This window comes from Bradyrhizobium sp. 190 (assembly GCF_023073415.1).
GTDB lineage: Bacteria > Pseudomonadota > Alphaproteobacteria > Rhizobiales > Xanthobacteraceae > Bradyrhizobium.
In genome coordinates this window covers 580,911-607,723 of the sequence record NZ_JADPJL010000012.1, presented here as the reverse complement: position 1 = coordinate 607,723, position 26,813 = coordinate 580,911, and the positions used below count along the sequence as shown (strand labels likewise).

The window sequence follows — 26,813 nt, the reverse complement described above, 5'->3', positions numbered from 1 at the left end:
ATGTATTGACGTTGGTCAGAATCCGCTTCCCGACAGGAATTCCTTGCGGATCGTGCGGATGATGATCATGACGTCCATGCGCAGCGACCACCTCTCGATGTAATCGAGATCGTAATCGATCCGCGAAATCGCCGGCTCGGACTCGGCGGTGCTTCCCCTGCAGCCGCTGACCTGCGCGAGCCCGGTGATGCCCGGCCGCGCCGTATGGCGCTGAAAATAGTATGGCACGAGGTCCTCGTAGGGCAGATCCGCCGCCAGCATTCCAGGAACGTGCGGCCTCGGCCCGACCAGCGACATGTCGCCCTTGATCACGTTGAAAAGTTGCGGAATTTCGTCGAGGCTGGTCTTTCGCAGAATTCGCCCCACCGGCGTCACGCGGGCGTCGCCCTGCACCGTCTGCCTTACGCCGCGCACATCGCCGGCATCGTTACGCATGGTGCGGAACTTGTAGATCTTGAAGCGGCGGTTTCGATAGCCATAGCGGTATTGAAAGAACAGCACCGGGCCCGGCGATGTCGCCTTTATCGCGATTGCAATTCCGATCAGCAGAGGAGCAAAAAACAGCAACGCGGCGCTTGCTGCGGTGATGTCGAAGATGCGCTTTGCGATCGACGACGACGGCTCAGTCCGCGCAACACGACGCGAACGCCGGCGGCCTCGATACGCACGATGCGTACCGCCGCCGGCAAACTCGACAGGACGGACCGATATCTGGGTCCGCTCTCTCCGAATCGGCGTGACGTTGTTCCGATCGAAGTTGGCTGTCACGATCGAGGCCATGACTCTCCTCTCTGCTGGAACCGGACTGTCACCGAGCACGTCGAATTGCCCGGCACGCGCGTGACGATTTCGCAGCAGCGAATGTCAGCACTTTCTCGGTCGCAAAGATTTCCAAAATCTTGAGCGAAATTTGGCGCGAAAGTGAAATAGGTCTCGCGTAACGCCGGAACTGAATCGCGCACGCGATTGTGCGACGCGATATTCTGGTTTGTTCGGAGGCGCTTAGTTTCGATTTGCCCGGTTAACGGGCTGCGTGTGACTCGACGCTGCTATGCATATTCGAAAACCGCGGAACAAAATCCATTGTTCGATTCTCAGCGTTCAACTGAGACACTCAGCGTCGCTGCACGGGCAACAAATGGCCGTCACAGCGTTGTTTCGAACGAGATTGCTCATCGAACGCCAAGCGATACGCCACGACTTGATGACGGACAGTGGTTAACGCGCTCGAGCTGATGCTGTTGTCGCTTGGCTTCGGAACGAAAACAGAGACGGCAGCGATTCGCGAGCCGTCCACTTCACGGAACAATTCCGGGGAGGCGCTCATGATGGCCGAACGTCTGCACAGCCGCGCGCTGGTGCAACACAGCAGATTGCTGCCAGACCGCAGGCTCAGGAACCGAATCATCATTGGAAACGTGGTGGCGTGGGTGGCGATCGTTATCCTGATCGATCTGCTCTTTTTCTAGACACTTCACGTCGGCGTGTTGCGTGATGGATTGACCGCCACATGGTTCCATGATCGACATCGCGCACCATGCAACAAATGTCCGCGGCACCTTCGCGCTCCGTTAACGCTTCAGCGCCAGCCGATACACGCATCTATGCGGTCGGTGACATCCACGGCCGGGCCGACCTGCTGAGTGAGATCACTGCGCGCATCGACGACGACATCCGGCGCCGACCGATCGCACATGCGGTCGAAGTCTATCTTGGCGACTACATCGATCGCGGACCGCACTCCAGGAAGGTGATCGATTTGCTCACAGTCCGGCTCGTCGCCAATCGCGCGGTGTGTCTGCGTGGCAACCACGAAGCTGTGATGGAAGGGTTCTTTCAGGATCCTGCAATTCTTCAGTACTGGCTGCCATTGGGCGGCATGCAGACGCTTGCATCCTATGGCATTGAGCTGCACGCCGACAATGAGACGGCTCTCGATCTGCACCGCCGCTTTCTCGACACGTTTCCACGTGCACACGAATTGTTCCTGCAGTGCTTGCGCAATCAGTTCAGTTGCGGCGATTTCTTGTTCGTGCACGCCGGCATTCGCCCCGACATCCCGATCGCGCAACAGGATGTTAACGATCTGATCTGGATTCGGAACGAGTTCCTCGACTCCACGCGCGATCACGAAAGATTCATCGTGCATGGTCATACGCCGGTGCCGCATCCGGATATTCGTCACAACCGAATCAACATCGACACTTGTGCGTGGCGAACGGGAGCCCTCACCTGCATTGCGATTGAAGGATCGACGGTTCTCTTCTTGTGACACGCATGCAACGACTTGTGACTGCGTGCGCGCATCTTGAGCAGATGGAACTCGCGCATCACATTCTTTCGCCGTTTTTTCTTCGCTATGATCGGCGGCTGTACGTGCATTCATGGAGATGCAGCCATGCAGCAACGGTCGACCAGCGCCGGCCTGACGCTTCACTTTCTTCTTTTCGTCCTTGCGATCGCCGGCATCAGTGCCGGTCTTTCGTTTCAAGCTTCAGCACAAACGCCTCCATCCGCATCGTCTGCGGAAAGTTACATCCTTGGCCCGAACGACCGAATCAGGCTGAAGGTCTACGGCGAGGCCGACATCACCGGCGAGTATGAAATCGACAACGGCGGTCAGGTATCGATTCCACTCGCGGGCCATATAAAGGCTGCCGGCACTACGACGCGGCAGCTCGAAAAATCGATCGCGTCCGCGCTAGCAAAGGGAATCGTGCGCGATCCGCGCGTGAACGTCGAGATCGCGCAGTATCGTCCGTATTACATCCTCGGCGAAGTCAAGAAGAGCGGCGAATACCCGTACCGCAATGGGTTGACGGTCCTGGACGCGGTCGCAAGCGCCGGCGGATTCACGTATCGCGCCAACGAGAACAAGGTCTATCTGCGCCGGGCAGGCGCCGGTGCAGAAGAGATCCTGCCTCTCAATGCTCCTGTTCCCGTTTTTCCCGGAGACAACATTCGGATTCCGGAGCGCTACTTCTAGCGCCGCGGAACCGCAGATGAGGTGCATGCCGCGCGCGAGCGGATGACGGCGTGTGTTGCGTTGTCGTCACATCAATCGTTTTGCGATGCGAAATATTTTGCGACGCGAGGAAAACTTTTTCCGGCAAGGCGCGTTGCAGGCGAGCGCATCACTTCAATCACACAACTCAAAATCTTGCGCCCGCGTACCGAGTATGAGGCATGCCTTTCTTATGCGCAGTCGACGATCATTTTCTGAGCGATGGGCTTCGCCCGTTAAGTGTTCGTCGCCTTCGAGTTCCCGCAAGGGATGGGTGATGGGATTCGAGTTTGCACTTGCATGGTGGAACGCGTCTGGACGAAGCGGAGAGCGATACCGCTTCATACGCGTGCCCGCCCGATGCCGTTTCAACCTCTTGCCCGCGCCGGCGGCTGCAATCCTGCTCGGTCTTGGCTCGTCGGCGAACGCACAGGCCATTCCATGGACCAGCGGAGAATTCGCATCGCCCTGGAACGCACAGAAGATCTTTGAACCATCATCGCTGCCGGATCGGACCGATCCCGAAAACCGCGAAGAGATACCGCCCGAGGATATGCCGGTGAAGAAGCGACAACAGCCTGGCTATGAACCCGTCGGGATTCGCTCCGGCTCCTGGATGTTCAACCCGTCACTGACCGCCGGCACTTTTTACGACAGCAACGTCTTTGCGTCGAACAGCACGAAACGTTCCGATATCGCGGCCGTGATTGAGCCGACGCTGCGCGCGCACTCGTTATGGGGACGGCATGGCGTCGATCTGAAGCTCGATGCGCAGTCGACGGTCTATAACCAGAATTCGAGCCTGAACCAGAACAATGCCAGCCTGAAGGGCAATGGCTGGCTGGACATCACGAAAGACACGATGCTGCTCGGCAGCTTTCAGATCGCGCATCTGAACGAAGGCGTCGGCACGCTCAATTCCCCCGCCAACGCCATATCGCCGACGCCCTATAATCTGATGTCCGGCGACGTCACGCTGCGCAAGGAGTTCAACAAACTGACGACATCGGTTGGCTTCCGCACGGATTCCTACGATTTCGGGTCGACGCGCGCGCAGGACGGCAGCGTCATCAACCAGGACGCCCGCGACGGGCAGATCTACGCGCTTCATAGCCGGATCGACTATGCGATCTCGTCCACCCTCGGCTGGTTCGGCGGCGTGGAAGGCAATCAGCGCGACATCAGGGGAACGCCGGGCCATACCCTGGACTCGCAAGGTTATCGCGCACTGTCCGGCATCACGGTCGGCTTAAGCAATCTGGTGACCGGCGAATTCGGGGCCGGCTATGTCCAGCAGCGTTTTGACGATCCGTCGATCGGCACCATCGAAGGCCCCTCCTACCGTGCGCGGCTGACATGGCGGCCAACGCGCCTGCTCGACGTGCACTTCAATGCCGAGCAGCTCATCACGCAGACCACGGACACCAGTGCCACCGGCGTGCTCGCCAACGCAGTGCAGCTCGGGCTCGACTACGAACTGCGGCGCAACGTCATCGTGTCGCTCGGGGGCGGCTACGAGAACGACAAGTTCTTCGGTCAGCTCCGCAAGGACAACGTGCTCACATCGGACACGCGCGTCAAATACCTCGTCAATCGCTTCTCCGCCGTTTCCGCCTACTACCGCTACACCAAGCGCGACAGCGACATTCCCGTCTACAGCTACGACAAACACCTGGTAGGAATGAATGTTACAGCGCAATTCTGACCTGCCCTATGTGATACCCGACGAGTCTCCGGGCCGGCCGGCCGAAAGCTGGCAGTATCCGACCGTCGATTTGCGCGAGATGGGCCGCATTCTGCGCCGCCGCTACAAGATGGCGGTGCTGCCGGCCCTGGTCCTGCTCGGGCTCGCGGTGACCCACCTGCTGTTCGCCACCACCCTCTATACGGCGACGTCGACCGTGCTGGTCGATCCGCGCCGCGCCAATGTCGTCGAGACCAACCAGTCGGTACTGTCGAATTTCGGCACCGACGATGCGACCATCGAAAGCCAGGCGCTTCTGATCCAGTCGGTTGCGATACTGGTACGCGTCGTCGGCAAGCTGAAGCTGACGGAAGATGCGGAATTCAAGCCAAAGCCCGGCCTTCTCGATCCGATCAAGCGGCTGTTCAGCAGCAGCAGCAGCGGGCCGAGCGACAGGGCGAGCCCCGAAGACGCCGCGAGGGCGCGATCGGTTGAGATCCTGCAGAGACGGATGAAGGTGACGCGGCAGGGCACCACTTTCCTGGTCGACATCGCCGTCAATTCGGAATCGCCGCAGAAAGCCGCGACCATCGCCAACGCGGTTGCGGACGCGTATTTCGACGAACAGGTTCGCGCCAAATACGACGCCACGCGCATTGCCGCCAATTGGCTCAACGGCCAGATCGACGAATTGAAGTCGAGGGTCGTCGCCTCCGAAAAGGCGGTCGAGGATTATCGTTCCGCCAATAATCTGATGGTGTCGCAGGGCGTAACGCTGAACGACCAACAGCTCACCGATCTCAACAACAAGCTGATCGCCGCGCGCGTGCAAACGGCGGAGGCGCGGGCCAAGTACGAGCAGGTCCAGGACATCGCGAAATCGGGCGGCGATCCCGGCGGCATCAACGCGGCCATTTCCTCGGAAATGATCACGAAACTGCGCACCCAGTATGCCGACATCGCCAAGAATGAAGCCGACCTGTCGAGCAAATACGGCGCGCGTCACCCCCTCGTCGCCAATGTCCGCGCGCAGCGGCGCGATACCCAGAGGCTGATCAACGAGGAAATCCGGCGAATCCTGGAGAGCACGAAGCACGATTACGACGTGGCCCGCTCCCGCGAGACGTCGCTGCAGCAAAGCCTCGATCAGCTCCAGGGCGTGTCCACGTCCTCCGGCCAGGCGCAGGTGCGCTTGCGCGAACTGCAGCGCGAGGCCGAGGCCAACCGCACGCAGTATGAATCCTATCTGGCACGCTCCAAGGAAACGACGGCGCAAGAGAGCCTGGAGATGCCGGATTCCCGGATCGTGACCAAGGCCAGCATTCCGATCAGGCCGTCATCGCCGAAGTCGATGCTGATCCTGGGCCTTGCCGTGATGCTCGGCCTTGGCGCCGGTTGCGTGCTGGCGTTCCTCACCGACTATCTCGACGGCCGCGTCAAGACGATCGAACAGGCCGAAGCCATTGCGGGCGTGCCCGCCCTTGCCGCGGTTCCGTTGATTGGCGCGCGCGAGTTGGCTCGTCTCGCGCGGCGTGGACGCAGCGAACTCGGCCGCTATGATCCGAAGGCGACAGGGCTGTTGCCACCGGCGCTGCAGCCGCCCCTGACGCGCTACGCGATCGACGAGCCCGGCACGTTTTTCGCCGAGGCCATCCGCGCCGTTCGCCTTTCGCTGCAACGGACGATGCGATCGCAGCCTGTTAAGGTCGTGCAGGTTACCTCCGCGCTCGACAGCGAGGGTAAGACTACGCTCGCGATCAACCTGGCGCAGTCGCTGGCCATGCTCGGCATCCGAACCCTCCTCATCGACGGCGATCTTCGTAACCCGCAAGTGACCCGCGCGCTCTGTCCGCGCGCCGATGCCGGGCTGCTGGAAGTCGCGATCGGCCACGTCGCGCCGGAGCGCGCCATTCTGGTGGATCCCAGCACCGGGCTTTCGATTCTGCCGTCCACCCCCATCAAGGAGGTCGAATTCATCACGGAGCTGATGTTCTCCGACCGGATCGTCGACGTGCTCGATTACTTCCGCCACCGCTACGAATTGATCGTGATCGACTCGCCGCCGCTGGTGCCGCTGGTCGATGGCCGCGCGCTCGCTGAACTGGCCGATCGCATCATTCTGGCGCTGGCCTGGGACCAGACTCCGGGTGAGGTGTTGTCCCATGCCATGGACCTGCTGTCCCCGGTACGCGACCGGGTCATGGGCACGGTGTTGACCCGCGTCGATCTCAGCCGCCTGCAGTTCTATGACTATTACCGCAGCTCGGCCTATCTCAAGCCGTACGGCGCCGCGCGCCTGCATGCCGGAGCGGCGCGGTGAGAATGCGCGGACCGTTGAACGGACCAGCCGGCGTGGCACGGGTGCATCGTCTCCCTCTTGCATCGCCCGCGCCGCGGCCAGCTTCCTATGTGCATGGGCGCGCTGCGAATGCCGACGCCTTCATCAAACGGATCGCGGCCGGCTTGATGCTGCTGGCCGTGATGGCAACGTTCACGGCTTCATCGTCCGTGCTGACCAACTTCAAAATCCATTACATGACGGCGGGCGGAAATTTCTACGAAAAGCTGCACCCGGCGACCTATTTCACGTTGCTCGCATTCTCTCTTCTGTTGATACGCAGCCGCGGCCCGGTCGGCGAGATCAACCGGATGTTCTCCGAATCGAAGCTGCTGCTGGCCTATCTGCTCTGCTGGCTGTTTCTCTTGATCCAGGTGGTCGTGCTCGAACGCCCGTTCACGGTCATCATCGACACGTTCCTACTGCCGATCCTGATTGCAATGGTGATGTGGCAGTTGTCACCGTCGCAAAAACGCCCGCTGGCCTGGGCCATTCATTTCACGATCCTGCTGAACGTGGTGATCGGATACTATGAGTACTTCTCCGGCCATCGGCTGATCCCGTTGACGCTCGGGGACGTCGTGGTGATGGGAGAATGGCGTTCCGCGGCGCTGCTGGGCCACCCGCTCACGGCATCGGGCATCGTGGGCGCCTATGTGCTGGCGCTGGTGCTCCGTCCGGCGATTTGTCCGCCGCTGCTGGTGCGGTTGCCGCTGATCGCATTCTCCCTGGGATCGCTGATGGCCTTCGGCGGCCGAACGTCGCTGGTCACGGTGCTGGCGATGATCGGACTGGTCGGGCTGTTCGAGGCGTTCCGCCTGATGCGGGGAAGACGAATGCCGCTTCCCGCGGCAATTCTCGCCATCTGCGTGCTGTTTGCAGCAGGCGCCATCGTATTCGCCGCGCTCGACCTCGGCATTTTCGACAAGATGCTGCTGCGCTTCTCGTCCGACAAGGGCAGCACGCTGGCGCGTTACGCCACCTTCAGCCTGCTCTCGCACTTCGATTGGCATGAACTGATCCTCGGCCCCAACCCGGCTCGGGTGAATGCGCTGCAGTCCCAACTCGGCCTCAACTACGGCATCGAGAACTTCTGGATTGCCTCCGTCGTTCAGTTCGGCCTCGTCCACACCATCGTGCTGACGGTCGGGCTGGTCTGCTTCTTCATCGAATTGCTGCGCCGCTCAAACGGGGCGGCGTGGGCCATCGTGGTGCTGATCGTCATCATCGCCGCCAGTTCGGTGAGCTTCTCGTCGAAGAACATTCAGCTCGCGCAGTTCGTGATCCTCATTTCGGTCTTGCTGCCGCGCGAGCCGCGGCGCGTTGCCGCGCCCCAGCAAGTCCGCATGCCTATCAGCTACCGGCACGTTCCGGCTTAACTCGGGATTCCCTTTCGCATGACCATCTATGTCGACAACACCCATCTCGGACGTCACGTCACCGGCCTCGAACGCATCACGCTGGAGCTGTTCTCCGAGGCCGCGCTTGCGCCGCTCGATGTCGTGCCGGTGAAGGCGCAGGGTCTTCGCCAGATGCTGACAACGCAGACCCTGGGTTTGCCGATGCGGCTTGCGGCGTCGTCCTCGATCCTGCTGTGTCCGGGCTTTCCGCCAAGCCCGCTGTTGCGGCCGTTCGCATCGCGGGTGCTGCCCTATATCCACGATGACTTTCTGATCACGCGGCGCGCCGAGCTCAATATGCGGGCGCGACTTTACATGGCCGGGCCCTTCAAGCTCGCGTTGCGCCACTATCCGCGTTTTCTTGCAAATTCCGGCGATACAAGGCGCAAGCTTGCCGCGCATTGCCGGCCCGACGCGGAGGTGACGCTCTATCGGCCTTCGGTCCGCAACGTGTTTGGCCTCGACCCCGGACAACGCGGCGAACGCAGCGGGCAGCCCAAACCGCTTCGGTTGATCGCGCTGGGTACGGTGGAGCCGCGCAAGAATTTCATAGCGGCGGCGAAAATCCTCGACGCGTTGCGCATGAAGGGATTTCCGGAAGCGACGTTGGACATCGTCGGCAGACCGGGATGGGGCGACGACTGGCAAGCGCTTGAGTGCCAACCGGGCGTTACGCTGCACGGATATCAGTCCACTGAGCGGGTCAATCAATTGCTTGACGCCGCCGACCTGTTCATCTGCACCTCGCATGACGAAGGCCTGGGATTGCCGCTGCTGGAGGCGCAATACGCCGGCCTGCCGATCATCGCCCCCGATGCCGCCATCTTCCGCGAGGTGCTCGGTGAGTCCGGCATCCATATCGATGCCGCCGATCCCGCCCGCGCGGCCGCACGGATCGCGGCTGCGCTATCGAACGCGAACTGGCGCACCCAATACGTGATGCTGGCGGAGCAAAATCTGGAGCGTTGGAACGATCTGGCAAGCGGCGACCGCGAAGCGGTCATCAGCCTGATCGCCCGTCTTGCCAACTGACAAGCACGTTCCAGGAAATCCGAGTCCGGAGTACCGCAGCCTTGCATGACACCAGCACCACAAGGCATCAGGATGGGTTGCGGATCATTGCGGCCGGTGCCGTGGTGATCCTTCACTATTCCGATTACTTCAAGGACGTACCCACCGGCCGTTTCATGGTCGCTCGCACCTGGCATTTCAATCTGTTCGTCGATCTGTTCTTTGTGGTCTCCGGCTTTGTCATCGCCCGTCAATATTTCGGCCGCGTCAACGATGCCGCATCGATCGGCCGCTTCCTCTGGCGTCGCCTCGCCCGCATCTATCCGCTGCATCTCGCCACGCTGGCTTTTTATGTGGCGCTTGCCGGCGCGCTTCATTTCGGCGCCGCCCGAACCGATAATCCCGCCCGCTACCCGCTTTCGGACCTGCCCGCGCAGTTTTTGCTGCTTCACGCCTTCATCGGCGAGCGCCTGACGTTCAACTTCCCGAGCTGGTCGCTATCGGCGGAGATGTTCTGCTATCTGCTTTTCCCTGCTGTCGCGCTGATCGCGCAGCGCCGCAAGGAGGCGGTCATTGCGGTCGTGGTCGTCGCCGCGCTCGCCAACTCGCTTTGGGCATGGGCGGCAGGAACGACGCCGTGGGCCGACTGGATCAACCAGGGCGGCGCCTTCAGGGCGCTGCCTGCCTTCCACCTCGGCATGGCCTGCTATCTGTTTCGCGACCGGATCGCGCGTTGGCCCGTAATTCCCGGCGCACTGGCCGCATCGCTCGTGGCGTTCATCGTGCTCGGCTCGTGGCTGCCGACGATGACTGCCCTGATCGCGATCTACGCCATCGCAATGCTTGCCGTTCAGGTGGATTGCGCGGAACGCGAGACACTGCTGTCGCGGTTCCGCTTCGATCGATGGTCGCCGCTGACCTACTCCTGTTACATGCTGCATATTCCGGTGGCGACCGTCATCATCACCTTTGGATCCCGCCTCCTTTCCCTGTCGCCCAATGAACGGCTGATCCTTGCGCCGGTGGCGATCATCGTTCTTGCATTCGCGAGCGTCGTCTCGCTGCGCACGTTCGAAACGCCGCTGCGGCGCTATCTGACCGAGGCTTACGATCGTCGCGCCATCAGGCCCGCACCGTCTCCCGTCATCTCGCGGCAGGAGAGCACATGATGACGGTCGTGGAGCGCATATCGGAACATCCGCGATCCCTGAGCGTCGCGCAGGCGTCGGCGAGAAGCCGCGATGGCGTCATCGACGCCATGCGCGGCATCGCCATCCTGATGGTGATCGGAATCCACTCGCTGCCGCAGCCGCTCGATGCTGTCTGGGCGAAGTCCCTCGACGCGGCACTGCGGCCCTGCGTGCCGGTATTCCTGTTCGTATCAGGATATCTGACGGCGCTTTCCGGCCGCGTACCGCTCGCGAAGCGGTTGAAGGCAGCCTTGATTCCCTACGCAATCGCGTTCGCCGCTGCCTATGCCTACATGGCGCTGCACAACCCGGCGATGGATCATCGCATTGGCACGGCGTTCGCCCGGTTCGCTCTCGGATACGTCTTCGTCTACTATTACGTCTTCGTCTATGTCTGCTGCACGCTCGGCCTATGGTTCGTTTTTGCGGTTGGCGGTGCCGGACAGCCGGATTCAAGAAAGCGGATCGCGTCTCTGCTGATCCTCTCGATCGGCTGCGGCTTGCTTGCCGGCAGTTATCTCGACCCGGCTATATCCCGACTCGGCGCCTCGGACGCATTGCTCGACGAAGTCCGCACGCGCGACATTCCGTTCTGGTTCTCCTTTGTCGCGCTCGGCGCGCTGACCGCGATGTTCGCGGACCTGAGCGACCAGGGCATGCGCCGCGCGCTGCTTGGCGCCATGCTGGCGGCCTACATGCTCTATGCCTCCGTGCGCATTCTCGGCCTTGGCGATGCCGCCACCTACGATTCGATGGCATTCTTTCTCTATGCAGCTCTGTTCTGCGTTGCGCTGTTCGCCATCGAGCCAAACTCGCCGCTGCTTGGATGGTTCGGCTCGGGTAGCTATTTCATCTATCTCTGGCACATCTTCATCGTCATGGCGCTGCGCGATCACACCCCGCTGCGCCAGCTCGGCGACGTCGCCAGCTTTGCCGTTTGCTGCGGCTTGACCGCCCTCCTCTCTACCGCCGCGCTGCTGGCCGTCCGGCAACTGGCCTCTCCCCGACTCTGCCGCTGGCTGGGGGCCTGAACAGATGCTCCTGAAACACACCCTGCTCTATCTGCCCGCGCAATTCGTCGGACCGCTGTTCCAGCTTCTGGCGATGATTGTATGGACGCATGTCGTCGACGAACACACGCTCGGCGTCATCACGCTGATCACCGCCACGCACGAACTGCTGCAAATCGGCTTTCTCGCATGGTGGTCGCAATATGCGCTGCGCTTCCTCGGACGGTATCAAGACGCCAACGACGCGCCGCGCTTCTATCGCACCGAAAACGCGGTGTTGCTGGTATCTATTGCGTTGCAGAGCGCGGCCGTCGTCGGAATCCTGCTTCTGGTCATTGCGCCCGACGCCAGAACGGGCCTTCTCCTTGCCGCCATCGCCTATGTGATGACCCGGTCCCTCAACCTCTACATCGGCGAGCGCGCCCGCGCGCAGCAGCAGATCAGGGTCTACACGATCCAGCAGGTATTCGGGCCGTCGGTCGGATTTGTCGCCGGCCTGCTGTTGATCAGATTGTTCGGCCAATCGGCGGAGTGGCCGCTTGCGGGGTACGCCGCGGCGCAACTGACCGCGGCGCTGATCGTGATGCCCACACTCCGCAACGGCTACCGGCTCTGGCCAATCGACCGCGAGATCGTCGTGCAGGCGCTGCGCTACGGCATTCCACTGATCGTTGGCGGCGCGCTCGGCTGGGTCGGCCTCAATGCGTCGCGCTTCATCGTCAACGAAATGTCCGGCGTTGCGGCAGCCGGACTGTTCGCGGTCGGTTACGGCCTCGGCCAACGCGCCGCGGCGGTCGCGGCCATGCTGGTGACCGCCGCCGCGTTCCCGCTTGCGGTCAAGAGCATGGAACAGGAGGGCAGCCAGGCCGGCATGCGCCAGCTTGCCGCCAACAGCGCGCTCCTGGTCGCGATACTGGCGCCGAGCCTCGCCGGCATATTCATGCTGAGAACGGAGATCGTCCACCTCTTGATCGCAGCGCCGTTTCAAGCGGTAACGCTCGCGGTCCTGCCGCTCTCCACCCTCGCCGGCGCGATCCGCAATCTGCGCGCCCATTTCGGCGACCAGGTATTTCTGCTGCAGAACCGCACGCGCTGGATGATGGCCATTGCAGCGATCGACGCATTGACGACCGTGGTGCTGAGCGCCCTGTTCCTGCCGCGTTGGGGCCTCACCGGCGTTGCCGGCGCCACCGTGCTGGCGGCGCTGGCCGCGGCAAGCGTCAGTTTCTCGATCGGGATTACACGGTTTGGCCTGCGCCTTCCGGTCGGCCATCTCGTGCGCATCGCGCTGGCCACGATTGCGATGGCGGCACTGTTGCGGATCTTCCCGGAAGCCCGCACCATTGCTGTGCTGGCGGCACATGTCGCGGCAGGCGCCGCCGTCTATTTCGGAGCGCTCGCCCTGCTCTACGCGCCAACGCTGGTGCGGATGCTCCGCCCACGCCCCCAGCATTCGGGGGCATGAGCGATACGATTCGTGCCTAAGACTTTCTGGCGTTCTCGAAGGCGCGCGCCATCGCAAACCAGAGCGGCTTCTTCTGCATCGACGAATCGAACGGCAGCGGCCGGGGCAGCCGTTGCGCGAGAGGATCCTTCTTTTTTGCCGCATCGGTATAGAACGAGTAGTTATCGGCAAGTTCCCAGGCAATCACCATCTTGACCGCAGGAACGCGCAGCGCGTTTTTCAGATACTTCTCGGCCGTCTCGGCGATCATGGCATCGCGGGCCGCGATGTCATCCGGAAACGTATCGTCGCGCACGTCGAACTCGGTCAGATAGATATCGACGCCACGTCCGGCGAGCGCGTGAAGGAACTCGGAAAAACGTCCGGGGTCGTGCGGATACCGCGGCTGCAGGTGACTTTGTAATCCGACGGCATGCAGCGGCACACCGGCCTGCTTCAATTCATCAACCAGTTGCAGCAAGCCGCGGCGAACCGCGAGGCCGACGTCATCGTCGCGTTCGCTCTGTGCTTCGTTGAGAACCAGTTTGGTCTTGCGGTCGACCATCGCCACACGCTCGAAGGCGCGGCGAACATACCCCGTGCCGAACGTGTCGTACCATGGACCGAGCCTGTAACCGCCGGGCGCCTTGTGCCCGGGCCAGAACGGCTCGTTGACGACATCCCAAGAGTGCAGCTTGCCTACATAGCGGGCAGCTACTTCCTCGATATAGGAATCGAAGAATTTTTCGCGCTCGGCGCCGCTCATGTTCCTGACCCATTGCGGAACCCATTCGTTCCAGATCAGGCAATGGCCCCGCATCGGAATGTTGTTGCTTGCACAGAATTGCAGCAGACGGTCCGCGCTCTCGAATCGCTTCGGCCCCGGCTGCGGCGCGATGGTTCCCATCTTCATCGCAATGTCTGTCGTAACGATCCGCGTCTGCGTCTGATAGAGCTCGCGATAGGCACGGTCCTTGTCGATGACAGGACCTGCGGCCGCGCCAAACACAATCCCGTTGCGTGCCGCGATGGCACCCAGACTCTGCGCAGGCTGCGCGGCGAACGCCTTCTTCCCGTACGACGCAACGCTTGCACCTGCGATGAGAGCGAGCGCATTTCGCCTCGACCACTCCTGCATAGCTGATCTCCATCATGTGAATGATTCGTCGCCGCATGTTGTCGTTCACGCTGCGACATCGCCATCGTTGCGTCGCATTAGTTCGATTTCGTGACGATGCCGATCGAGAATTTTTCGGCTGGCAGTTCCCACTGCGAAGCAACGGGCATGTCGATCGTCCAGCGTGAACGCGTCTCTCAATCAAATCATCGTCAGGAGGTCGACATGGCGGAACCGCCGATATCGTTGCAGCCCAGCCTCAGTGTCGATGGCATCACCATCAATGTTCCATCGCTTCCGGAAGCGGTGTCGTCGATCGTGTCGGCTGCGCAACGCGGCGACAACTTCAGCGTCTGCACACTCAATCTCGATCACGTTGTTCAGCTGCAGCAACACGCCGGCTTTCGCGCCGCCTATCGCCGTGCCCGATTTGTCACAGCCGACGGGTTCCCGATCGTTGTGCTGAGCCGTCTCATGGGGACGCGAATCGAGCGGACGGCCGGCGCCGATCTCGTTGAACCGGTGTGCGCGGAGGCGCGAAAGAAAGGCCTCTCGGTCTTTTTGCTGGGCGCGAACGAGCTCACGCTGAACGCGACGGCGCGGCGTTTGTCGGAACGATTCAAGGGATTGCAGATCGCGGGATGCCTTGCACCGGGACCGGGGTTCGATCCTTATTCCAGTGAAGCTGATGCGGCGATCGAAAGCATTCGTGCCTCGGGCGCCAGGCTCTGCTTCGTCGCGCTGGGCGCACCACGGCAGGAACTGTTCGCGGCGCGATGCCTCGACGAGCTGAACGGTACCGGCGTGTTATGCATCGGAGCCGCGCTCGATTTCATTGCCGGCACGCAGAGTCGCGCGCCATCCATCGCGCGCAGAACCGGGCTGGAATGGGCGTGGCGCATGCTGCGCGAGCCGCGGCGGCTCGGCCCCCGCTATGTCAGATGCATGAGTGTGGTTCCGCGCCTTGTTGCGCGAACCATTCCGCAAATTGTCCAGGCACGCATGAGGAAAGCGGCATGACTTCAACATTGACCTTGGCGCTACGGGCGCGAAACACCAGCCGTATCAAGCCGCGCTATCAGATCTGCCTGATTCATCCGTTCGACCCGCGCGGCGAGAAGGTCGGCGGCCTCGAAACCTACATCCGCGACTTCATTACCTTCCATCCGACCGACACCGATATCCTCTTCATCGGCGTGGACTCGACGGGTGAGCTGGAGCTGGGAAAGCTTCACCGGCAGACATTCCGCGGCCGCGGCTTCGACTTCCTGCCCATCCTGCATTATTCGGACCAGCAGGCGCGCGAAGCGGCCCGCACGATCCGCTCATCTCTCACCGGCCAATTCTTCATGGCGTTGCTCCGCCACTTCGGCCCGATCGCAAGGCTGATCCGCGCCAGGCGATGCTCGGTCGATCTGCGGCGGGTTGAATTTTCGTGGCTGCCGGCGATCCTGCGGCTTCCATTCGTGCAGATGCTTCACGGCGAGGGCGCGCCGAAATTGCAGATGGATTCGCTGCTGCGGAAATACGCCTTCGTCCACAACACCGGCGAGCGGTTTGCCGTCGCCATGAGCGAGAAGTTTCTTTGCGTCAATCCGTTCATCACCGAGCGGCTGCAACAGACCTATCCGCGCCGCAAGGACAAGATCGACACGCTCTGGACATGGGTCAATACGGATATCTTCAAACCGCAGCTCTGGCCGCTGAACTCGTCACCATTCCAGATCGTGTTCGCAGGTCGGCTCGACGAGTTCAAGGATCCGCCGCTGATGTTTCGCACCATCGATCGCCTGCGGCGGCGATTGAACGGCGATGTCAGGTTTCACTACATCGGCACCAGCGACCCACACCGGTTCGAGGAATTCGCCGCCATAGAGGACATCACCGTGCGCCACGGCTTCAAGGATGCCGCTGGCATGGCGGAGACGCTGGCAAGCGCACATGCCGGCATCCTGACCTCCGAGTTCGAAGGCATGCCGCGTTGCGTGCTCGAGACCCTGGCGGTCGGCCGTCCTGTCGTCGCCATGCACCTGCCGCAGCTCGAACCCGTGATCCGCCCCGGCGTCAGCGGCTACCTGGTAGCACGGGACGGCAGTCCGGACGACATGGCGGATGCGCTCGTCCAACGGTTCGTCGATATCAAAACTGCCATCGAGGCGGGCGTGGTGAATCCGGTACAGATCGCCGACAGCATCAGGTCGTTCACCCCGGGCACCCAGCTCGCGCGGGTGTTCCGCTATCATCAGGAAATTCAGGATGCGCGCGGACTTGCCGCCGCGGCGCCGACCTATTGAGGGCGCCGGGTTGAACATCCTTCTGTTGACCAGTGAGTTCGCTCCCGCGATGGGAGGAATTGGGACCTACGCCCGCGAAATCGCGGCGGCCGCCAGCCGGCTCGGCGCAAAGGTCACGGTGGTGGCGCCCGATTACGCGCGGCAGACGGATGACGACGACCGGGCCCTGCCCTTCGAAGTCGTTCGGTTTCACGGCGGTCTCCATTCGATGCGCGACATGCCGGCCAAGATCATGCTGGCGCGCCGCGGCGTCCGCGGCGATCGATACGATGTGGTCCATGCCGCCGATTGGCCGTTCTTCATTCCGCTCGCGCTTTCCAGATGGCGAACGCCGGCGCGGGTATTGATGACGGTGCATGGCACCGAGATCAACGAAACGCAGACGCGGCTGAAACGCATGGCGATCCGCGGCGCCGGCGTGTTCGGGCCGCGCACGGAGGTCGTCGCCAACAGCCGTTTCACCGAGACGCTGTTTCGCGAGCGGTTTGCCGTCGACCCGCGCAGGATCAGCGCGATCAATCTCGGCGTATCGGAATTCTGGTTCGGCGCGCAACGGAAACGCCGCGAGATTCGCCTGGCCTATCGTCTGCCGGAAGACCGGCTGGTGATGATCACGGTCGCGCGTATCACGCGCCGCAAGGGGCATCATCTGACGCTCGCCGCATTGTCGCGGCTTCCGGACGATCTGCGCCGTCGCATCGCATGGCTCGTGATCGGACCGGATGGGGAAGCCGATTATGTCGGCGAACTCCGAAAGGCTGCCGGTCAGGTGGCCTGCGACATTCGCTTCCTCGGCCCGCAGCCGAACGAGGCAATCCGCGATCTCTACGCGGCTTCGGATTTCTTCTGCCTGACCGGACTGCCTGACACGACCGGCCGGGTGGAGGGATTTGGACTGGTCTATCTTGAGGCTGGAGCCGCCGGCCTGCCGAGCGTCGCGACCGAGGTCGGCGGCGTGCCTGACGCCGTGCTCGCCGATGAGACCGGAATTCTCGTGCCGCCGTCGGTGGAGAGCATCTCGCAGGCGATCGCAGAGCTCGCCGCAGATCGCGGCCTGCGCGCCATTCTCGCAGCCGGCGCCTCCGCCCATGCCCGCGCCCTTTCATGGGAACGCTGCGCGGCGACCACCTATGGCCTGGCCTATGCCGGCAAGCGTACATCCGCGGCCCGCGCTATCGGAACAGTGGCATGAAGCTGTTGGTCGCGACTGCGATGCTGCTGGCGCTCGCGACCGGTGCGGCGCGGGCGGATAGCGAGAACTGCCGCAGGAGTCGCGAATATCTCCTGGGCACTCCCGGCGGCGATCTGGCCCTGACACCGCAGGCCTATAACGACCTGTTCAAGGTCTGCATCGCGACATCATCCATGCCCAACGTGAAGGATGCGTACATGCTGAGGGATGGCGGCATCGCCGTCATCCCCAAACAGGACAGCATTCCGGCAACGGCCGCCACGCTGGCGCAGTTCTGCGACGCTCATCCGCATGGCGTGCTGCGCTTCATCACGGCTAAGGAAAAACTTTCCATCCGCTCCGTAACCGACGTCGCCCGGATGTCGTCGACCTCGTCGACGCCATGCAAGAAGATCAAGGGCCTTTCTTAAGGCCCGCGCGCCGCGTGTCGAAACCTCACTTTTGCCGGTTGTAGTATTCCGGCATGGCGTGCGGATCCATCGCCTGTTCGGCCCTGCGGCCGAGAAAGAAGAAGCCGCTGGCGGCGTCTGCTGCGGCCCGGCCGCGGCCGAAGGCATCGAGATACCTGATCCAGAAGAACGGCAGCACGATCAGGCGTGACAGCTTGTCGCCCGCACCGAGCGCGCGCGAGAAATAGCGGATCGACCATGCCAGCGCCACGCCGGCGCCGCCGACCGGCCCGGCGCTGATCTCGGAAAATCGCCTGAACAGCCAGCGGTGACCGCTCTGCGTAAAGCGCGAGAAGTCATAGGCCCGCTCGTGCACCTGCTGCATGAACGGCGTCTCGGCATAGACCAGGCCTTCCTGTCGAAGCACGCGATGCAGCTCGGCAACGACGGTTGCGGGTTCCAACACGTGTTCCAGCACGGCCTGCACCCAGACACCGTCGAACACGCCGTCTTCGAACGGCAGTCTGTGGGCGTCGGCCACCAGCACGGTGTGCGGCGAGGCGTAGACATCGGTGCCGACGAGTTCGATGGAATCATCCCGATAAAGTTCGTCGGCGCCCAAACCGATCGTCCCGCCACCGACCACCAACACAACCGGTCGTCGCGACTCCTGCTTCAACAGATCGATGAATTTCGTGCTGTTGGAGACCGCCACCGGGTTACCCCCGAAGGTAAGACGATGCAGTCGCGAGCCGATGGAACGGCGGCTGACGTCCCGCCGCAGCACCGAGCCGTTCTCGGCGTCGTACATTCGGCGCTCAAAGATGCTGGCGGCAAAATCGATCAGCACCGGTTGCGCGCCGACCATGGGAAACCCCGTCCTGCTATAATCGCAGGTCCGATTCGAACAGGACGGCTGTGACCACGTGTTCCGCAGCGCCGACGAACAGCGAGGGCAGCGAAGACGCTTTTTCCAGTGCGTAGGTTCCGTATTCGCTACCGAGCGGTCGACGGCAGAAAGCTGCAAAGAGGGGCCTCGTATGTCATTTCTTCTGCCCTGCCCGCACCTGGTTCGCGATCGATGCTATTTCGAATGCACAGACAGCGCAACAATGCGGGGACCGGGAACAATTCGGATGGTCGCAATCTGGATGTCGCGGGAAGCTGCGGCCCGGTGTTACCGGGAGGGCATGTTGGAAGGCAACGCACGAACCCGCCCCGTTGTTTCGAACAAAATTTAGGATTTCTCGAAGCGCTTTGCCCGCCTGCCTCGCGTAGCGAGCCGGCTCGTGACCTCGGCCTCAGAAAGCGAGGCTTATTCGGCCGCCCCCACGGCCAGGACACTGTGTGGCGACCGATACGAATGAGTGGAATGGAATGGTCTTGGCTCGCTGACCGCGTAGCCCTGCGCGTAGTCGATGCCGATTTCGCGCACCGCCTCGATGAGCGCCGGGCTCCCGACGAATTCGGCAACCGTTCTCATTTTCATGACCTTGCCGATCCGGTTGATCATTTCCACGATGGCGCGATCGACCGGGTTCGCGAGCATATCTTTCACGAAAGAACCGTCTATCTTGAGGTAATCGACCGGTAGATTCTTGAGATAGTTGAACGAGGACATGCCGCTCCCAAAGTCATCCAATGCAAATCGACAACCGGACTCCCGCAACGCCATAATGAAATGTCGCGCGCCTTGCAGATTGGAAATCGCGCTCGTCTCCGTTATCTCGAAGCAGATCATGGCTCCCGGAATCTTGTGGAGATCCAGTTGCGTCCTCACGAATTCGATAAAGGCGTCGTCGCTGAATGTCTGGCCGCAGAGGTTGATACAGCATCGCGCAATCGGAATGGCGTCAGGCCTGGCCAGTTGTACCGCAAGCTCCTTGAAGGCGCGGCGCACGACCCAACGATCAATCAAGGGCATCAGGCCATATCGCTCGGCAGGCGGAATGAACTCAGCCGGCAGGATGACATTTCCGGAGGCTTCCTTGAGCCGGACCAATAGTTCGAAATGGCGACCGGGTAGCAAGAGGCCAAACTCGTCGCCACCCAGTCGGGCAAGCACATCGCCCGGGCGAATCTCCCGACTTAGAATGCTTGATATCTCCCGCAACAGCCGGTCACCGGCGAGATGACCGCAGGTGTCGTTGACAATCTTGAACTGGTCAAGATCCAGAAAGATGAGCGCGTGAGGTGCATCGTCGACCTTGAAACATCGGAGTGCCTCCTCAAGCCTGGCTTCAAACTCCCGCCTGTTCGCGAGCTCGGTCAGGGGATCATGCGCGGCTTGCCAGGCAAGCCACCGCTTCTCGTCGTGCAATGCCGCTTCAAACGACTCGCGCTGAAGCACCAACCGACGCGTATGCCATACGATAAGCAATACCAGAACGGTCGCGGTGGTCAGATTGACGATAGTCAGGAGGTTCTTAACAGCTCTGGCTCCTTCGCCAAGAACCTCCGAGAACGTATTGGCACGCTCGGTGAGCTGGCCGTTCAATTCGTAGAGCCGCGACGAAAGGAATTGAATGCGAGCCTTGTCCGCCGGGAGATCCCGCTCCATTTCGGACTTTATCGCTTCTCCGAATATTGCCAGCTCCAGCAGCATCGCGTCGGTCGCCGCCCATTGCTGTATGGCGACGTCCAGATACTTGATCTGCCTGAAATGGCGAAACAGCCATATCATGCCCGGGATGTCGTCGGGATGATTCTTTCCCTGAAGAAACCCGGCCTCTGCAATTTCGACGACAGGCTGATCTTGCTCCAACGCCAGCCGCGCAGCTTGATCCCCGAGCGGAACAGCCAGGGCAGCCTGGTATTGCTCGAAGAACGGCTGCTTGCCCGAATGCAAATAAAGATTCAGGAAATAGACGGCGTTCTTTTGAGCCCTGGACCAGTGCGCCTCTCCCGCAACATACCCTCTGACCGCCGATAGAACATCAAGACTAAGTCCAGCAACAAACGCTTGAAGCAAAACGACCGCTATGAACGGAGAAACGAGCCTTAACAATCGATAGTGGAAATACTGCTTTAACCAACGCATCTGACATACTCAATCAAGCGTGCTATGCCGACCTCGCGCTATCAAGCCAAGGCGGCTGCCGCACGCTGCATATTGGTGGACATGTCGTTCGTCACGGTGCTCTGTTCGTCGACGGCAGCCGCGGTACTCGTGACGTACTCGCTGACATGGCTGATCGCCGATCTGATTGCTCCGAGCGCACCCACCACATCCGCAGACACGCCGTTGAGCGCGTCGATCTCCGATGTAATCCTGTCGGTTGCTTGCTTCGCCTGGTTGGCCAGGCTCTTCACCTCGGACGCCACGACCGCAAATCCTCTGCCGGCCTCTCCCGCTCTGGCCGATTCGATCGTCGCGTTGAGGGCGAGCAGATTGATCTGACTCGTGATGTTGCCTATCAGCTCGATGATTCCGCTCATCGAATCCGCTGCAGCGCTGAGGCGGGTGGCCTGCGCGCCGGCGGACCCGACCTGGTCCACGGCGGCAACGACGACCTCCCGGGACTTGACCATCGTTTGCGAAATCTCGCGAATCGAAGCGCTCATCTCTTCGCTACCAGCGGCGACTGACTCAATTAGCGCCCGGGCCTCTTCGGCTTTCATCCTGGCGACGGCTTTCGCCGTGACGTCGGCCGCGTACTTGACGACCTTGAATGGCTTCCCGTTCGGGTCGAGGATCGGGTTGTAGGATGCTTCTATCCAGATCTCGCGACTGCCCTTTGCCAGCCGCTTGTACTCACCGGCCTGATATTCGCCGCGGTTGAGAGCTTGCCAGAACTGAACGTATTGGGGCGACGCACGCTCGAGCGCTTCGACGAACATACTGTGGTGCTTGCCTTCTATCTCGCCAAGCGTGTAGCCAACCGCGCCCAGGAAGTTGGGATTGGCCCACTTGATCGTTCCGTCCATCTGGAACTCGATCACCGCCTGCGATTTCTTGATCGCGTCGATCTGGCCCTTGGTATCGGCAGCCAGCAGCTTCCGTTCCGTGACATCGGACGCAAACTTGACGACCTTGAACGGCCGTCCAGTGTCGTCCAGGATCGGGTTATAGGATGCCAGTATCCAGATTTCCTTGCCGTTCTTGCCGAGACGCTTGAACTCTCCGGAAAGCAGTTCGCCCCGGTTGAGCCTTGCCCACGAGTCCTGATAGGCAGGGCTGCCTCGGACTTCAGCTTCAACGAACATGCTGTGATGCCTGCCTTTGATCTCCTCCAGCGAGTATCCCATTGTCTTCAGAAAGTTATCGTTCGCTGTGACGATCGTGCCATCCAGGTTGAACTCAATGACCGCCTGCGCCCGGTCGATCGCCGCTATCTTGCCCGCATCCTCCAGGGCCGTCGCCTTCTGGGAGGTAATGTCGGTGGCAAATTTGATCACCTTGCTGGGCTTGCCAGCACGATCCAGCACAGGGTTGTAGGAGGCCTGAATCCAGATCGGGGTGCCGTCTTTTCGGATTCGCTTGTACTGAGCGGCTTGAAACTCGCCTCGGTTCAACGCCGCCCAGAACTCCCGATACGGAGCGAGATTCCGCTCACCCGACGGCAGAAACAGGCTGTGATGCTTGCCCTGAACTTCATCCAGCGAGTAACCAAGCGCTTTCAGAAAGTTTTCGTTGGCGGTTATGATCGTGCCATCGAGATTGAACTCGATGACGGCCTGCGACCTGCGGATCGCCTGCGCCTGAGCCAAGGCATTTTCAAAAAGATTCTTGCTATTGCGTCCAAACATGAAATTTTCCCCGCTCAAAGCGATATGAAGTCACCAGAACGTCGTCGGTTGACTGTCACGCCGAACAAGGAAATTTCGAATGCCGACTTGCAGATGATTAGATCGCGGCAAACTCTGTAAAGAATTAAGCGCTTTTGCTTGAAATCTTCATCCAATTGCGGATTGATCCGCAAAATTCGCTGCTCGCGCTGTGCGCGGCGCCATCACCGCCGCAAAATTTGCGCCCCTGCCGGGGAATATTTCGTTCCGCGCACAGAATTTGCCGCTGGCCACCATCTCGCAGAGATTTCGGAAACAACGGGAGGAGAAAATAATACTATCGGAGCGTGACCGTGGGCTTCAGCCCCCTTGGAAAGAGGAACGCAACGCCCTGCTTTTCAAGTTCGGCACGCAGACGCCGACGCTCTTCAATTCCGTTCATGCATACCCCGTCAAGTTCTTCGAGCCTGCGGATTACGGCGATCGATACACCCGTTAACTCGCTCAGTCTCTGCACCGATATTCTTAAGAGGCCACGCGCCGCCCGAAACTGCGCTCCCGTCGCCGGCCGATCCAGATCCAGCAGTGTCCGACTGGTTCGATCGTCGTCTATGTCAAAGCTCAACGCGAGCCATTCCACGATCTCGCCCTCCAGAGAACGTATGGGCGCCGCTTTGGCTTTCCGCCAGCTCCGTGAACCATCAGGAAAGCAGACCCTTACGTCGGACTCGAACTCTTCGCCCCGCTGGGAATTCTCCCGCCAGCGATTCAGAAGCTCAGCCCGATCTTCCGGTTGCGCCCATTCTATCCAGCGCGTTCCGAGCATTTTCGCATCTTTGCTGAACGGCTGCCGGTAGATCACATTGGTAACCCTGCCGCTGGGCGCAGCCGTTGTTACGGTAGCCCCGGACAGCTTTGCAACGGCTTCCAGATGCTTCGTTTTGGTATGCAGCAGGTCCCGGTGGGTTTGTTCAGCCGTTATATCCGCCATCAGAACGAGAAGCACATCGGGATGACCGTTCTCATTGAACAGGAATTCGCCGCGGGCACGCATCCAGCGGATGCGTCGATCCCTGAGAATGATACGAAACTTGTCGTCGAAAGATGTCCGTCTCTGCAATGCAACATTGACCAGCTCCCGATCCCGCCGATCTGCGAGGTGCATCCTTTGATGAAAGGCGTCGCGCGAAGGCTGAACGTTGCGGTCATGATCAAACAGGTCGTAGATGCCGTCAGACCAGACCATCCGCTTGTCGGAAAGATCCACCCGACAGAGGCCGATGTGCAAGTTCTGCTCCAGAAAGCGGAGATGATCGATAAATTGCTCAGCCACCTTGGTGACGACGGTCCTGCTGTTGACGCCCGGCCTTCGGGTCGGGGAGAGAAATTGACGCGGCTTCGGGAGCATTTAGGGGACAGCGCCCGCAATATCTTGCTATGTTGTGCCAACGATTTGCGATTTGGTGCCAGACGGCCTCGACAAACCGCCATCCGCGGATGGCATTACGAGGTATCCTCCTATGGGCGCGCCCGGGCTTTCGCCATTACATTCGATTCCGAGTACGACTGGAGCGGTCGCAAGACTTGCTTGCGCGAGGCTGCTTGCAGCCGGGCTTCCACTCGCTCCTCTGTTGTCGAAAGCAGGACTGAAGGCCGAACAGATTGATGATCCAACGGCTCGCATTGAGGTCAGGGCTCAGGTCCAGCTTCTCGAAATCGCCGCCGAACAACTCAAGGATGATCTTTTCGGATTTCGAATGGCGCAGGATTTCGAACTTCGACAAATTGGTCTGCCCTATTACATACCGTCATCTTCCAACACTCTTGCCGACGCCCTGAGCGATGCCGAAAGGTATACGCGGATCGTCAACGACGGCATCAAGCTCCGCATCGATCTGAACCGCGCAACTGCAATCGCGCTCGACTACATTGGGGTTGAACCGGAATCGGACCGGCATCAAATGGAGTTTTGGCTGTTTGCGCTGGTTCGCATGTGCCGGCAGCTCACCGACACCCGATTGGCACCGCGCCAACTGAAGGTCAGGCACTTTCGCCACGCGGCGCCTCCCGAATTCCGAACCTTCCTGGGATGCGAGGTCGAGTTTGCGTCGGATTCCAACGAGATCATTTTCCCGGGATTCGTGAGCTCGCTTCCGATCGTGAGCGCCGATTGTCATCTTCACGAGCTCCTCGTGAAATACGCGGAGCAAGCACTCGCCACCAAAACGCCAGATCGGGCGACTGTGCGTTCAAGGGTCCAGAAAGCAATTGCACCGCGCGTTCCTCACGGCAAGGCACGTATCGCGGCAATTGCCCGAGAACTTGGCATGAGCCGGCGCACACTTGCGCGTGCGCTTGCAGCCGAGGGACTGACCTTCTCGGTCCTGTTGGATCAATATCGCGCGGAGCTCGCCAAGGCATATCTAGCGCACGGCGACCTGGCGATTTCACAGATCGCATGGCTGCTGGGGTACCGGGAAGTCAGCACATTCACACACGCTTTCAAGCGCTGGGCAGGAACAACTCCGCGGGAATTCCGCGCCGGCAAGCCGTCCGATTCGCGCGCAGTGCGGCAAGCGTGAGGCCCTGCAGATTTGCGCTTTCGTCGAAAGCGCTGGCGCGCCGTGCCTACAAGGCTGTCTATTCCGCGCTGAGGACTTCAAGCCCGTTCAGACTTCGGCGGAGAGCGTACCTCCACGCCGGCCCATTGTTCGAACGGACGCACCATGCTGGTGAAATCGGATTCAGGACCGAACATCGCCTGCGTGAGCCCAAGAATCTGCCGAACGGCATTGCCGACAGGCGTCGGCACTCCAAGCGCTTCCGCTTCATCCAGGCACAGTTTCACATCCTTGAAAGCCAGGGCCGTCGAAAAGCCGAAATCGAACGTGCCTGGCAGCACGGACCGCGGGAACTTGTCCAGTGTTGCGGTATTTCTGCCGCTGCTCGCGTTGAACACTTCGCACATCGTCGCTGGATCCAGCCCGCCTTTGACGCCGAATACAAATGCTTCCGATGAAATCGCAATCGCACACGCTGCGAGCAGGTTGTTGGCAAGCTTCATCGTTTGCGCGGCACCCGGGATTTCGCTGACGAAGATTGGCTTGCCGAACACCTCAAGCACTTCCTGCAGCTGGTCGTAAGCAGCAGCCGGGCAGGACACCATCAGTGCGAGCGTGCCGTTGCGAGCGCCGGCCAAGCCACCGCTCACCGGGCAATCCACGGCCGTAATACCTTTGGCTGCGAGGCCTTCGGCTACCATCCGGGCGACCCTGGGTCCGGTCGTGGACAGATCGACAAACAGTTTCGTGGTGCCGCTCTCCGCAATGCCGCCTGTCCCGAGCGCAACTTCTCGCACCACGTCAGGCGTCGGCAGGCTGGCGAATATAATTTCCGCATGCCCGGCAAGATCACGCAAGGTATTGGCGCGCTTGGCGCCGGCCTTGACCAGGGGCTCCGCGGCCAGATCATTCGCATCGAACACGGTCAGGGGATGACCGGCCTTGATCAAACGCGCGGCCATAAGCCCGCCCATCTTGCCGACACCGGCAAAGCCCAATCTCAACTCGGTCATCATCGCTCCTGATTTGCGTTTCGGCGCACCGCCTGCGGATGGCAGGGAGCGCCCGGTGGAATATCGAGCCAGCGCTCAGTCACGTCCCAGATCGACGTAGACCGCGCCCTCCTTGACCGTGACCGGATACAGGATGAGCTTCTTGTTGCCGTGACCGCACAACGTCCGGCCGGTGTTCAGATCAAACTCCCATCCGTGCCATGGACACTGCAGAATCCTATCATCCATGCCGAAGACGAAATTATCCGGTTCGCTCGGCAGCATCGTTCCCCTGAACGTGCCTCTGCATACCGGCGCGCCCTTGTGAGGGCAGACATTGCGCACCGCATGAACCCTGCCGTTGGACTTGATGAGGCCGATCGACCGTCCAGCCACCGAGAAGACTTTTGGAGTTGCGTCCTCCAACTGATCCAGCTGCGCCACCAGATGTAAACTCAC

Annotated in this window: 23 protein-coding genes; 15 read left to right on the top strand and 8 right to left on the bottom strand. The window is 60.9% G+C overall.

Going from position 1 to position 26,813, the window contains the following annotated elements:
* Positions 1-15: 15 nt before the first annotated feature.
* Complete coding sequence (locus IVB22_RS11970) at positions 16-780, bottom strand: sugar transferase (RefSeq protein ID WP_247517515.1); 765 nt, start codon at positions 778-780, stop codon at positions 16-18.
* Between the two features lie 434 nt (positions 781-1,214).
* Here IVB22_RS11970 and IVB22_RS11965 point away from each other — a divergent pair, with 434 nt between their 5' ends.
* The 10 genes from IVB22_RS11965 to IVB22_RS11920 all read left to right on the top strand — a co-directional run bounded on the left by IVB22_RS11965 (position 1,215) and on the right by IVB22_RS11920 (position 13,102).
* Positions 1,215-1,469 (top strand): hypothetical protein, encoded by a 255-nt coding sequence (locus tag IVB22_RS11965; RefSeq protein WP_247517514.1) that lies wholly within the window; start codon positions 1,215-1,217, stop codon positions 1,467-1,469.
* A 68-nt stretch (positions 1,470-1,537) separates the two neighbouring features.
* Positions 1,538-2,272: a metallophosphoesterase family protein gene (locus IVB22_RS11960; RefSeq protein ID WP_308200382.1), complete on the top strand. Its 735-nt coding sequence runs from the start codon at positions 1,538-1,540 to the stop codon at positions 2,270-2,272.
* Between the two features lie 126 nt (positions 2,273-2,398).
* Positions 2,399-2,986 carry a polysaccharide biosynthesis/export family protein gene (locus IVB22_RS11955; RefSeq protein ID WP_247517512.1) on the top strand — a complete coding sequence of 196 codons (588 nt, stop codon included), beginning with the start codon at positions 2,399-2,401 and terminating at the stop codon, positions 2,984-2,986.
* Positions 2,987-3,281: 295 nt separating this feature from the next.
* A complete protein-coding gene (locus IVB22_RS11950; RefSeq protein ID WP_247517511.1) occupies positions 3,282-4,709 on the top strand; it encodes an outer membrane beta-barrel protein in 1,428 nt (475 codons plus the stop codon).
* Entirely contained in the window at positions 4,690-7,008 is a 2,319-nt protein-coding gene (locus tag IVB22_RS11945) for an AAA family ATPase (protein ID WP_247517510.1), read from the top strand. The genes IVB22_RS11950 and IVB22_RS11945 overlap by 20 nt, the downstream gene beginning before the upstream one ends.
* Before the next feature lie 2 nt (positions 7,009-7,010).
* On the top strand, positions 7,011-8,405 hold the full coding sequence (locus tag IVB22_RS11940; protein WP_247517509.1) for a VpsF family polysaccharide biosynthesis protein: 1,395 nt from the start codon (positions 7,011-7,013) through the stop codon (positions 8,403-8,405).
* A gap of 18 nt (positions 8,406-8,423) precedes the next feature.
* Positions 8,424-9,458, top strand: a complete 1,035-nt coding sequence (locus tag IVB22_RS11935; RefSeq protein WP_247517508.1) for a glycosyltransferase family 4 protein — start codon at positions 8,424-8,426, stop codon at positions 9,456-9,458.
* Positions 9,459-9,499: 41 nt separating this feature from the next.
* On the top strand, positions 9,500-10,606 hold the full coding sequence (locus tag IVB22_RS11930) for an acyltransferase (protein ID WP_247517507.1): 1,107 nt from the start codon (positions 9,500-9,502) through the stop codon (positions 10,604-10,606).
* Positions 10,603-11,658, top strand: a complete 1,056-nt coding sequence (locus IVB22_RS11925; RefSeq protein ID WP_247517506.1) for an acyltransferase — start codon at positions 10,603-10,605, stop codon at positions 11,656-11,658. Before IVB22_RS11930 ends, IVB22_RS11925 begins: the two co-directional genes overlap by 4 nt.
* Positions 11,659-11,662: 4 nt before the next feature.
* Positions 11,663-13,102 (top strand): lipopolysaccharide biosynthesis protein, encoded by a 1,440-nt coding sequence (locus IVB22_RS11920; protein WP_247517505.1) that lies wholly within the window; start codon positions 11,663-11,665, stop codon positions 13,100-13,102.
* A 16-nt stretch (positions 13,103-13,118) separates the two neighbouring features.
* On the opposite strand, the gene IVB22_RS11915 is transcribed toward IVB22_RS11920, so the two are convergent.
* Positions 13,119-14,219 carry an endo-1,4-beta-xylanase gene (locus IVB22_RS11915; RefSeq protein ID WP_247517504.1) on the bottom strand — a complete coding sequence of 367 codons (1,101 nt, stop codon included), beginning with the start codon at positions 14,217-14,219 and terminating at the stop codon, positions 13,119-13,121.
* A 204-nt stretch (positions 14,220-14,423) separates the two neighbouring features.
* Between IVB22_RS11915 and IVB22_RS11910 the strand changes: the two genes are divergently transcribed.
* From IVB22_RS11910 to IVB22_RS11895, 4 genes are read left to right on the top strand one after another with little or no spacing between them, the layout of a single operon-like run.
* Positions 14,424-15,218, top strand: coding sequence for a WecB/TagA/CpsF family glycosyltransferase (locus IVB22_RS11910; RefSeq protein ID WP_247517503.1), 795 nt, complete (start codon positions 14,424-14,426; stop codon positions 15,216-15,218).
* The gene (locus IVB22_RS11905; RefSeq protein ID WP_247517502.1) at positions 15,215-16,492 is read left to right on the top strand and encodes a glycosyltransferase family 4 protein; all 1,278 of its coding nucleotides are present in this window, start codon (positions 15,215-15,217) and stop codon (positions 16,490-16,492) included. Before IVB22_RS11910 ends, IVB22_RS11905 begins: the two co-directional genes overlap by 4 nt.
* Positions 16,455-17,684: a glycosyltransferase family 4 protein gene (locus IVB22_RS11900; protein WP_247517501.1), complete on the top strand. Its 1,230-nt coding sequence runs from the start codon at positions 16,455-16,457 to the stop codon at positions 17,682-17,684. Before IVB22_RS11905 ends, IVB22_RS11900 begins: the two co-directional genes overlap by 38 nt.
* A complete protein-coding gene (locus tag IVB22_RS11895) occupies positions 17,681-18,094 on the top strand; it encodes a hypothetical protein (protein ID WP_247517500.1) in 414 nt (137 codons plus the stop codon). The genes IVB22_RS11900 and IVB22_RS11895 overlap by 4 nt, the downstream gene beginning before the upstream one ends.
* Positions 18,095-18,119: 25 nt before the next feature.
* Here IVB22_RS11895 and IVB22_RS11890 read toward each other — a convergent pair whose 3' ends face one another.
* The 4 genes from IVB22_RS11890 to IVB22_RS11875 all read right to left on the bottom strand — a co-directional run bounded on the left by IVB22_RS11890 (position 18,120) and on the right by IVB22_RS11875 (position 24,209).
* Entirely contained in the window at positions 18,120-18,941 is an 822-nt protein-coding gene (locus tag IVB22_RS11890; RefSeq protein WP_247517499.1) for a class I SAM-dependent methyltransferase, read from the bottom strand.
* Between the two features lie 447 nt (positions 18,942-19,388).
* Positions 19,389-21,113 carry an EAL domain-containing protein gene (locus IVB22_RS11885; RefSeq protein WP_247517498.1) on the bottom strand — a complete coding sequence of 575 codons (1,725 nt, stop codon included), beginning with the start codon at positions 21,111-21,113 and terminating at the stop codon, positions 19,389-19,391.
* Positions 21,114-21,154: 41 nt separating this feature from the next.
* Positions 21,155-22,822, bottom strand: coding sequence for a PAS domain-containing methyl-accepting chemotaxis protein (locus IVB22_RS11880; RefSeq protein WP_247517497.1), 1,668 nt, complete (start codon positions 22,820-22,822; stop codon positions 21,155-21,157).
* Between the two features lie 316 nt (positions 22,823-23,138).
* Positions 23,139-24,209, bottom strand: coding sequence for a PAS domain-containing protein (locus IVB22_RS11875; RefSeq protein WP_247517496.1), 1,071 nt, complete (start codon positions 24,207-24,209; stop codon positions 23,139-23,141).
* A gap of 112 nt (positions 24,210-24,321) precedes the next feature.
* Between IVB22_RS11875 and IVB22_RS11870 the strand changes: the two genes are divergently transcribed.
* Complete coding sequence (locus IVB22_RS11870; RefSeq protein ID WP_256467405.1) at positions 24,322-25,383, top strand: AraC family transcriptional regulator; 1,062 nt, start codon at positions 24,322-24,324, stop codon at positions 25,381-25,383.
* Between the two features lie 77 nt (positions 25,384-25,460).
* On the opposite strand, the gene IVB22_RS11865 is transcribed toward IVB22_RS11870, so the two are convergent.
* Both IVB22_RS11865 and IVB22_RS11860 read right to left on the bottom strand, forming a co-directional pair.
* Complete coding sequence (locus tag IVB22_RS11865) at positions 25,461-26,375, bottom strand: NAD(P)-dependent oxidoreductase (protein WP_247517494.1); 915 nt, start codon at positions 26,373-26,375, stop codon at positions 25,461-25,463.
* A 75-nt stretch (positions 26,376-26,450) separates the two neighbouring features.
* Positions 26,451-26,813, bottom strand: a complete 363-nt coding sequence (locus IVB22_RS11860; RefSeq protein ID WP_247517493.1) for a Rieske (2Fe-2S) protein — start codon at positions 26,811-26,813, stop codon at positions 26,451-26,453.